8 protein-coding genes are annotated in these 10056 nt (G+C 59.5%); 1 reads left to right on the plus strand and 7 read right to left on the minus strand.

Annotated elements, in window-relative coordinates; translation table 11 throughout:
• Positions 1-179: 179 nt before the first annotated feature.
• The 3 genes from ABIZ35_RS12545 to ABIZ35_RS12555 all read right to left on the minus strand — a co-directional run bounded on the left by ABIZ35_RS12545 (position 180) and on the right by ABIZ35_RS12555 (position 3229).
• Positions 180-482: a zf-HC2 domain-containing protein gene (locus ABIZ35_RS12545; protein ID WP_348220247.1), complete on the minus strand. Its 303-nt coding sequence runs from the start codon at positions 480-482 to the stop codon at positions 180-182.
• Positions 479-1093 carry a sigma-70 family RNA polymerase sigma factor gene (locus ABIZ35_RS12550; protein ID WP_348220248.1) on the minus strand — a complete coding sequence of 205 codons (615 nt, stop codon included), beginning with the start codon at positions 1091-1093 and terminating at the stop codon, positions 479-481. The genes ABIZ35_RS12545 and ABIZ35_RS12550 overlap by 4 nt, the downstream gene beginning before the upstream one ends.
• A 150-nt stretch (positions 1094-1243) precedes the next feature.
• The gene (locus ABIZ35_RS12555) at positions 1244-3229 is read right to left on the minus strand and encodes a glycoside hydrolase family 15 protein (RefSeq protein WP_348220249.1); all 1986 of its coding nucleotides are present in this window, start codon (positions 3227-3229) and stop codon (positions 1244-1246) included.
• A gap of 100 nt (positions 3230-3329) precedes the next feature.
• Between ABIZ35_RS12555 and ppc the strand changes: the two genes are divergently transcribed.
• The gene (gene ppc, locus ABIZ35_RS12560; protein ID WP_348220250.1) at positions 3330-6161 is read left to right on the plus strand and encodes a phosphoenolpyruvate carboxylase; all 2832 of its coding nucleotides are present in this window, start codon (positions 3330-3332) and stop codon (positions 6159-6161) included.
• 35 nt (positions 6162-6196) lie between these two features.
• Here the strand turns inward: ppc and ABIZ35_RS12565 are convergent, their stop codons facing one another.
• The 4 genes from ABIZ35_RS12565 to ABIZ35_RS12580 all read right to left on the minus strand — a co-directional run bounded on the left by ABIZ35_RS12565 (position 6197) and on the right by ABIZ35_RS12580 (position 9783).
• On the minus strand, positions 6197-6553 hold the full coding sequence (locus tag ABIZ35_RS12565) for a hypothetical protein (RefSeq protein WP_348220251.1): 357 nt from the start codon (positions 6551-6553) through the stop codon (positions 6197-6199).
• A 126-nt stretch (positions 6554-6679) separates the two neighbouring features.
• Positions 6680-8158 carry a proteasome accessory factor PafA2 family protein gene (locus ABIZ35_RS12570; protein ID WP_348220252.1) on the minus strand — a complete coding sequence of 493 codons (1479 nt, stop codon included), beginning with the start codon at positions 8156-8158 and terminating at the stop codon, positions 6680-6682.
• A gap of 18 nt (positions 8159-8176) precedes the next feature.
• Positions 8177-8971 (minus strand): hypothetical protein, encoded by a 795-nt coding sequence (locus tag ABIZ35_RS12575; RefSeq protein ID WP_348220253.1) that lies wholly within the window; start codon positions 8969-8971, stop codon positions 8177-8179.
• A gap of 29 nt (positions 8972-9000) precedes the next feature.
• Positions 9001-9783 carry a proteasome subunit alpha gene (locus ABIZ35_RS12580; RefSeq protein WP_348220254.1) on the minus strand — a complete coding sequence of 261 codons (783 nt, stop codon included), beginning with the start codon at positions 9781-9783 and terminating at the stop codon, positions 9001-9003.
• Positions 9784-10056: the final 273 nt, after the last annotated feature.

Consider the following 10056-nt stretch of genomic DNA (forward strand, 5'->3'; position numbering starts at 1 on the left):
ATTCGGGCGCCGGCGGTTAAAACCGCGCCTGCAAAAGCGCAGAAACCCGCCTGCGCGGGTTGCAAATGCCGGTATGTGATTATCATGACAGTGGACTATCGGCATTGAGTCCACGCAGGTGGACTTTGGCGCACTTGCAGGTGCGGTTTTAACCGCCGGCGCCGTTCTCATGGCCAGAATTACGGAACCGTTCGCTCTGCCTTTTCCCAGGCGGCCTCCATCGCCGTCCATCGGTCGGCGGAAAGCGTGGGAGCTTGGATCTTATTATCAGCAGCGAGCGACGCCGGTTCTCCCAGGCCGCGCAGACGCTGCGAGAGCTGTTTCAGGGCGTCGAGAGCCGCCAGACAGCGCGGGCAATGGGCCACATGCCACTGAACGTACTTGCGTACCCATCCGGTCAATTCCCCATCGACGAGCGCGGAAAGGAGGGAGCGGGTATGCCAGCATGGCCGGATAGGCTGTATTGTCTGCGGTTCTTTCACAATCGTCTCCGGCTGCGGGCGTAATCCACAAGCTGCGCGTGCAGCATCATGCGCGCCCGGGAAAGGCGCGATCGGACGGTTCCAATAGGGATTTCCAGGGCGGCGGCGGCTTCCGCATAGTCGAGTCCTTCGACATCGACCAGCATCACGCACATACGCAGCGGCTCCGACAGCGACGCCAGCGCACGCTCCAGCTCTTCGTCCATGATCCCCGAAAGCAGCGCCGTGTCCGGACGGTCCTCGGAAGCCGCATGCGCGCTGGGCGGCGCTATCTCGCCGCCGCGCGTCAGGGTATCGACATCGATCCCGGCGTCCCATTTCTTGCTGTGTCGATAACTGTTAATGTAGTCATTCGTCATGATGCGCAGCAGCCAGGCGTAGGCGTTGCTGCCGGGGGTAAAGCGTCCCTGTAGAAACGCCTCATAGCCGCGCACGAGCGCGTTCTGCACGAGGTCCGCCGCGCGGTCGTCGTCGCCCATCGCCATGCGCCGGGCGGCGCGCAGCAGCCGCGCCTGGGTGTCACGGGCGATACGCCCAAACTCCGCGCGCGCCACGCCCGGAGGTCGTGAGTTGTTCGGCTCCGGCGCCGTTTCGTTCTGCGGCTTGCGCATCACGAAACCCCGCCTTCTCTGTATCGCGAGTTCCATGTTACGAGGTAACGAATGGCTCGCCTATAAAGTTCCATATTCGCCGAAACGGCTTGTTCTCCTAATATTGCCCGCGATTGACGATCAATGCCCGGCGAAATCCGATAACATTCACTACACTCCATCAAACTTCGCCAATGCGTCCAAGTATTCGATCGTCGTGTTGACAAATTGCGCGTGCGACCACGTCAGCGGCGCCACGGACAGCGGCTCCAGGGTAAATGGGTTGACTTGCTCGGACAGTATTCCCGTATGCCGCGCGCATACCCCCACCCACTCCAGCAGATCGAGCGAGCGCGCCAGATCGTGGGACGACTTCGCAGTAGCAATATACCATTCGGCGAGCCAGAGCGTGCAGATGATCCATGGATTTCCGGGGACTTTCGCGAAGTCGTCGGTCACATGGAAGTAGTAATCCCGCTCGTAGCGCGCGACGCCGCCCGCGCCCGCGTGCACCCACAGCTTGCGGCCGATCGCCTCCATCATCGCAGTCACGTGCGGGTCATCGGCGAGAAGAACGCCGAAGGCGAAGACGGCGTAAGACGAAGAATCGACGGTTAAATCACGCTCGATGGCGCCGTCGGCATGGACCATGACCATGCGCGCGAAATGACGCGCGTCGTTGTCCCAGAAGTGCGTCAGGATCGACTGCCGAACTTCTTCGCCAGCAATCTGATACTTCAGGCGGTCAGCGTCGTGACCGAAGATCGCGGCGAATTGGGCCGCTGCAAAGAGCGCCGCGCAGACCGTCGAAGTCGTGTAGATGTGTGTTCCGCGCCGCTCTTCCCACAGATCCCAGCTTGGCAGCGGCAGCTTGCTGTCGGCATAGCGATAGGACGCCATGAAGTCCGAAGCGGGTTTCACGAACGCCTCATACATACGAGCCGCGAACTCCGTATCATTGTACTTCTCGAAGTGCCGCCATAGCGACCAGACCACGAGCGCCGTGCCGTCTTCCTGGATCGGCGTTTCGCGCCCGCCGTCGGGGGTTGCGTAGGCATGCCACGAAGCGCCGACGGTTCCGTCCGGGCCGTACTTGTGCAGCAGCGCTGCGGGGTTCTTAGGAAGAACGCGCGCACAGAACTCGAAAAATGGCTTGGTGATCTCCTCCACGCCGATCTTGTCCAAGGCAGCCGAGGCCAGGGCGCCGTCGCGCGGCCACATGTAGGAGTAATGCGCGCGCGCTGTCTCCATGATGTCGCTGTCGTTGGACGCTAAAATCGCGCCGCGCTTGTCACACTGCGTGCGCACAATCAAAATACTGCGGACAAAGACCTCGGCGACGCGGGGCGGCAGCTTGTCCAAATCCTCGCGACGATGACCATATGCTTTCCAGTACGCGCCGGTTCGACGCATCGTCTCATCGAACTCCGTCTTCATGGACGCATGCAGTGTGACCGCTGCTTCTAAACTTGCCGCCGCCGCCATCCACACGCGCAGCGTCTCCCGCCCATGCGCGGGAAGCGCGAGCGAATAGCTTGCGACGCTGTCCACGGAGCCCTGCGCGATCGCGTTCATGGACAGCACGCCATCCTCGGCGTCCCGCCAGGCGCCCTCGGCGCCGCGAAAGCCCTTCTCGCCGCAGGCGTATTGAAAGATACGCCCGCTCGTCTCCGAAACAACTTCGCCGACATAGCCAGAAAACAAGAAGTAACGGTCCCGCTTATAATGGACCATTGCGTCTTCGTAGGGATAGTAGAGGGCGGTGTCGCCGATGTCGGATTCGTCGATACGCAGGTCGTGCGCAAAGAAGAGCCGGACATCGCGGTCTCCATCCCATAAGTTTTCGACGATCACATGCTGGAGAAAAAGGTTGCGGTCGTGCGCGACGGCTTGCCGAAAGGTGAGGAGCAGGCCAAGGTCGCGGCTGCGCGCGGTGCACTGCGTGATGAGGGTCGCGTCTTCGTAACCGATCCGCCATTCCCAGGAATCGTCGAGCCAGGAGAAGCGCCCCTCCCCCGTCCAAACACCGATTCGGCACCGATAACCGCCGACGTGGTTCGCCCAGCCGACATAGGGATAGTAAATATCGCGGACGGAGAGATGACGGTCGAGATTGACGAGCAATTCTCCGTTGCCGAGCACAATGTCGCGTGGCATAAAACGGCGGTCTCCCAGAGATTTTCCGTAGGATACCCGCGCGCGGCGAAGTTCGTCAACGAAAGATCATGTCCGTACGCCGAGTGGGTACAATACCGTCATGTCAAGTTTGAAAAACGATGTTCGAAACACAGATTCCGAAGGCGGAGGCGAATTGGCGCGCGATGTGCGCACTCTGGGAAACGCGCTGGGGCTGGTGCTGCGCGAGCAAGGCGGGGCTCCTCTCTACGAGCGCGTGGAGAAGATCCGGGCGCTCACCAAGGAAGCCCGCCGCAGCCGGGGCGCCGATCCGGCGGAGCGGGAGCTCGACGCCCTGTTCGCCGGCATGGACTTCGCCACCGCGCTGCCGGTTCTCAAAGCCTTCACCACATTCTTCCAGCTGATCAATTTGGCAGAGCTCAAGGAGATCGCCCGGGTCAACCGCCGCCGCTCAGCCGAAGCGAGCGCCGCGCCGCGTCGTGAGTCCATCCGAGAGGCGGTTCGCGCGCTGAAGGAATCCGGGGCGGATGTCCAGCAGATGCGCGACCTCGTCCGTGCTCTGTCGATCCAGCTCGTCTTCACGGCGCACCCTACCGAATCCCGGCGGCGCAGCGTCCAGCAGAAGCTTCATCGATTGTCGGACGTGCTCACTCGCCAGGAAGATCCCCTGCTTTCACACAGCGAGGCGCAGGGGCTGGAGGCGGAGATCGCCGCCGAGGTGGAGATTTTATGGCAGACCGATGAAGTCCGGCAGCGGCGTTTGTCCGTGCTCGACGAAGCGCGCAACGTCCTCTTTTACTTCAGCCAGACATTGATCGCCGTCACTCCCAAAATTTACGACGACCTGCGCACGGCGCTGGCCGAGTATTATCCCGGCGAAACCTTCGACATCCCTTCGTTTCTGGAATACGGCTCGTGGATCGGTGGCGACCGCGACGGCAACCCGACCATCACCCTGGATCACACGGCGGAAATCCTGCGTCTGCACGCCGATCTCGCCCTGTCCTATTACATCCCGGCGATCCGTGGCCTGAGCGACCGTCTGTCGCAGTCTCGCCACTATGTCGGCGTCTCGGAGGAGCTGGAGCAGTCTCTCTTAAAGGACGCGGCGCTGCTGCCCGATGTGGCGGTGGAAGCGGCAAACCGCAGCCAGACCGAACCTTACCGTCGGAAAATGGAGTTCATTTGGGAGCGCCTTCGCCACACGCAGCGCCGCCTGAATGGTCAAGCGGCCACCATTCCCTACGAAAGCGCCGACGACTTCCTCCGAGATTTGGAAATCGTGGACCGATCCTTGCGGCAGAATAACGGCTGCTTCGCCGCCGAGCGCACCCTGGCGCCGTTCCTCAACCAGGTTCGTGTTTTCGGCTTCCATCTCGCCCGTCTGGATATTCGGGACCATAAAGAGAAATATATTGGCGCTCTCGCCGCCGTCTTCGCACCGCTGGGCGTGGATTGGAACGCCCAGGACGAAGATGCGAAGATCGCGCTGCTGGAGCGAGAGATCGCCAACCCGCGCCCGCTGATCCCAGCCGAATTGGATTACGATGACACGGCCAACGAGACGATCAATCTTCTGCGTCTCGCCAAAGCCAAGACCGAACAGATCGGCCCAGAAGCGATCGGCTCGCTGATCATGTCTATGGCCTCCACGGTTTCGGATGTGCTCGCCATGCTGCTGCTGGCGAAAGAAGCGCGCCTGCTGAAGATCGAGGGCGACCATTTCGTCTCCAGCATCGACGTCGTCCCGCTGTTCGAAACGATCGCCGATTTGGAAAACGCCCCGCAGGTTCTCGATACGCTCCTATCCAATCCCGTCTATCGCAAGAACATCGAAGCGCGCGGCAATCAGCAGGAAGTCATGGTCGGTTATTCGGACAGTAACAAAGACGGCGGATATGTCACAGCGAACTGGAAACTTTACGTCGCGCAGACAAAGCTAGCCGAAGTGTCTCAAAAGCACGGAATCGCGCTTCGTATCTTCCATGGCCGCGGCGGCGCGGTGGGACGCGGCGGCGGCCCGGCGAACAAGGCGATCCTGGCTCAGCCACCCGGCAGCATCCAAGGACGCTTGAAGATCACCGAGCAGGGTGAAGTCATTGCGGCGCGATACTTCGATGAACGGATCGCCTATCGCAACCTAGAGCAGACCGTCCACGCCGTACTCACTGCAAGCGCCGAGGCCGCCAAGCCCGGCCACTCGGAACCGAAGCCGGAGTGGATTGCGGCGATGGACGAGATTTCCGACGATGCATTCAAAGCCTATCGCGGTTTGGTCTACGAAGATCCCGAGTTCGTACGGTTCTTCCATGAGGCGACGCCCATTGGGGAGCTGGCCCAGCTCAACATCGGATCGCGCCCGCCCAAGCGCACGGCATCGGATAAGATCGAGGATCTGCGCGCCATTCCCTGGGTCTTTTCCTGGATGCAGAGTCGCTACACCCTCCCCGGCTGGTACGGCGTGGGCGCATCCATGGGCCGCTACGCCGCCCGATCGCCGGAGCATTTGAGCCGTCTTCAGGAAATGTATCAGAACTGGGCGTTCTTTCGAACGACTTTGGACAACGCGCAGATGTCCCTGGCGAAAGCAGACATGGATATTGCCGCGAAATACGCCGGCCTGGTTTCAGATGAGACGCTGCGGGAGCGGGTGTATGGCGTGATCTCACAGGAGTATCGCGACTCGGTGGAGATTGTCTGCAAGATCATGGGGGGCGGCGCGCTGCTGGACAACAGCCCAGTGCTGCAGAAATCCATTCGGCTGCGTAATCCGTATGTAGACCCACTGAGTTATCTGCAAGTGGAGCTGCTGCGCCGGCTGCGCGAGGTTCCGGCGGAAGATGGGGCGACACAAGAAGGAGCGGACGCAATACGCGGCCAGCGCCGCGACCTGCGCGCGGCGGTGCTGCTTTCGATCAACGGCGTAGCCGCCGGTCTGAAGAATACAGGATAGACACGGGGATGGGAAACGGAAGAAGCGGGCGGAGGTCAGTCGTCGACCTCCACCAGCCCTTCTTCGGTTCCCACTTTGTGGATATACACTGGGACATAGCCGAAAGTGCGGTAAAAACGAAGCGCGAGCTCGCCTTCATCGGCGTCCGAATCGACGATATTTCCCTGATAGACGGCGACATACCGTCCATAATATTCATCGATCGTTGTCTGCGCCAGCTGATTGAACGCCTGCACTTCTTTCCAGAAGGGCGCGTCCTCGATATCCTCGCGCAGCCATGGCATCGATGACAGGCTGACTTGCGCCGTATCCGTCGCCGACGAATTGCTCTCGTCGTTTTGATGCTCTGGGTCCGGCTGGGCGGGGAATGTGTGATCTGATACGCCGGTCATTACAAGAACCTCCTGTCCAAAGTATAGCAAAAGGGGCAGGAGGAGTCAAGCGAATTTCCAACGAAGACCAAAGTAGTTAAGATTACAGAAGCTGAAGTGATCCAAATAACGATTACCGGCCGAGCTTTAAGATAGTCCCGATGAGAATAGCTTCGCTTCCGATTCGTAGGTGTTGAATGGGTCCTTGAGCTCCAGATGCAGGCGCTTCGAGAGATAGATCAGGTCCCAGTCAATCACATAGTCGCGGTAATTGGTCGCCAGAAGCTTGTCGATAACCATCCCCCGGCCCTTCGCGCGCGTCGTCTGCGGCGGCGTCGTCATCGCCTCGAAAATACGCCGGTCCGTGGTCACTCGCTCAACCAATCCCGCCTGCTCTAGACCATAGTAAAGTCCATCGTCAGGGCTGACATTATGATATTCCAGGTCCAGCGAATGCAGAACGTCGTCGCCCCACTTCACTTCCCCGTCGGCTTCCATGAACTCTTCCAGCATCTTGCGCTTGGCGACCCAATCAAGTTTGTCCGCCAGCAAGTACGGGTCCTTCTCCAGCATATCGAGCACGTATTCCCACTCGCCCAGCATGTGATCCGTCTGCTCATCGCGTCCCGTGTAACGCTTCTTAGCGGCGTTCAAGTAGAGACGCTGAAGATCGACGGCTTTAATTGTGGACCCATCCTTACGCGTCACGATCCACTTCCAGGTCGGGTCGCGTGAGACGCTTTTCAGCGATTCGAGAGCGTCGCGAAGCTCGACATCGTGCAGCACCACGCCGTCTTCAATCAAGTCCAGACAGATACTGGTCGTGCCGACTTTCATCAGAGTTGCATACTCGCTCATGTTGCACTCGCCGAACAGAATATGCAGGCGGTGCATGTTGAGATAATTGTAGTACGAATCCCACTTAGGGTTGATGATCGCCCGATTGAAGCGAACGCGCGATGAGATTGTCTTGACGATATGGTCGGCGCGCTGCGATAATTGGAAATCGACGGTAGGGTCGACTTCGACGCCGTAGAAATTGCCGACCCACTGATAATCCACCTCGTAATCCGAGATGGTCATAATATTATTCTTGAGGCTCTTGTAGTTAAGCCGGTGCCCGCCCACGCGTCCGACGCCGGCGAAGATCTGCCGGGTCACCAAAAACGGCATCAGGCTCGCCAGAGCTTCCAGGAAGTTCTGATCGTCGATCTGCACGAGATAGTTCTCATGACAGCCGAACGTGTGGCCGCCAAAGTGGTCCACGGAGTTGGAATGGAAAGAGACTTGATCCTGAAGATTGAGCTCACGCAGCAGCCGATTGAGAATGACGCGCCCCGCCTTGTCGTAAGCGACGATGTCTTTGAACTCGGTGCATTCCGGCGTGGCGTACTCCATATGCGAGCCGACGGCGTCAATATAAAGACGCCCGCCGGACCGCAGGAAACCGCCGCACCGCGCCGGCTCGAAGGCGTAGTCGCGCGCGTGCAGGTCGATCAGCCCTAGCTTGTCCTTGTAGAACGCGTGATCTTTCACCATCTCGACGATCATCTCGGGGGTGCCGGCGGCGTCATCACGGACCATGCAGCCGAACTCGGTCTCGATCCCAAAAATTCTCTTTTCCATCCCCACCCGCCTTTATTTCTATTCCGTGCGATACGCAGTCAGTGTTTCAGACAGTTCGCTCTCGGTCAGCAGCCGAAACTTGCTTTCGCGCGTGGTGTTACGCTCCAGCACGCCCGCTTCCAGAACCCAGCCCTTCGCCAATTTCTCCTTGATGAAGGCTGAGACGTCGCTCTTGCCTTCGCCTTCGGTGGAATAATCAGCGTCGGCGCGGTCCTCGGCGTCCAGGTGCTTGGCGCCGACGCCCCAGGCGTAAACGCCGGCCGTAAGGGCCTGGGCTAGTGTGGGAACGCCGCCGCTCGTCTCCGTGGTCAGATGCTCACGCATCCGATCCTCGGCGTACGCCGAGCCGGCGACGACTGCGTGGCCGAGGCTGCTGGAAAACTCGCCGTCATAAGAAAGGGTCACAATCTGATCGCGCTCGGCCTTTTTGCCCAGTTCGACAAAGATACCCCGGAAGACGATCGGCTGCGCGAACGGATCGCTGTAGACCTTCTTGATCGCCGGCGAGATTCGGAAACTGACCATGCGCTGAATGCTGACATCGTCGGGCGAGCGCGAGAAGCCTTCCGAGTGCGCGACATCAATCGCCGCGCTTCGGATCTGCTCGATATCGCTGTGATTGCCGATCGCGCTGAACATTAAGCGATCGTAGATCTCATACACTTTGCGCTGCGTCTGCCGTACGGAGACCAATAAGACGCCCGCGTCATACGTCAATGCGACGACAGGACTGCCGTCCTTGAGACGGTCTTCGATAAATTCATTTCGCTGCTGGATACTCTCGTTCCAGTCGTAAGGGCTATAGGAAGGCAAATGTTTACTCCTGCGTACTGGGACGGCGATTAGGCGCGGCCGAGCGCGGTCTTAATTTCGTCGTCCGTGAAATCGTGAATACCGTCAGCGGTAATGTACTTGGCCGCCGGCAGGAACTTCGCCGAGCCGCCGGTGGCGGTGTCGAGATCGGCGGCGATCTCCAGCAGCGTGATCGTTTCCTTCAGCGCCGTATTTCGGTCCATCTCGCGGAACGGCCCCTTGGTGCGCAGGATATACTCAAACGCGCCTCGGATCGGCCCCGAGCCGCTGCCGGCCGCGCCATACTCAGCTGTCTCGAACTGGCCGCCCATGGCGTCGTAGAAGTAGATACGTCCCTGGTTCTCCTCGGTGTCGAACGTCGAGAGAACCGGGATAAATGCGCCGATCCCTTGCAGGGCCGCCGGCATGTTGTTCGCGATCACGCGCTGCAATTCCATCAGCTTGCCTTCCATCGACATGGGCTGAAGCTGGGAGCGCTCAAAATACTTAAACGTATGGCGCAGATAGCGCACGACTTCGATGCTCTTGGCGAACGAGCCTGAGATGGAGATCAGCGTATGATCGTCGAGCGCCAACACTTTTTCGGCCTGATCGTACATGATCGTGTAGCCGGCGGTCGCGCGTCGGTCGGCGACATTGATCAGGCCATCTTTATACTTGACAGCGATGACGGTCGTCCCGTGCGTCTCAATGTCTTTGTAACCCGGCACGTTCGGAACGGGCGTGGGCATCGGCAATCGGTCGGCGGCGACGATGCCCTGGGTAATCAATTCCGAGAGCGAGCCTCTCGCTTCGGTGGATGGGAATGGCATGGGTACTCGATCCTTCAGTCAATCATCTTGTACAGACGCTTATCACAACGCCAGCGGATAGGAGCCGGCGGTTGAAACCGCGCCTGCAAGAGCGCGGAAACCCACCTGCGTGGGTTACATCATCTTTGGCAATATCGTCTTGATGTGCGATTAAAAGCATTGAGTCCACGAAGGTGGACTTTGGCGCACTTCTAGGCGCGGTTTCAACCGCTGGCTCATATCCGCTGGCAATTAGACGCCTCTAATTAGCGGCTCGCGCAATCTACTCCCCGC

This window comes from Capsulimonas sp. (assembly GCF_039929585.1).
Classification (GTDB): Bacteria; Armatimonadota; Armatimonadia; order Armatimonadales; family Capsulimonadaceae; genus Capsulimonas.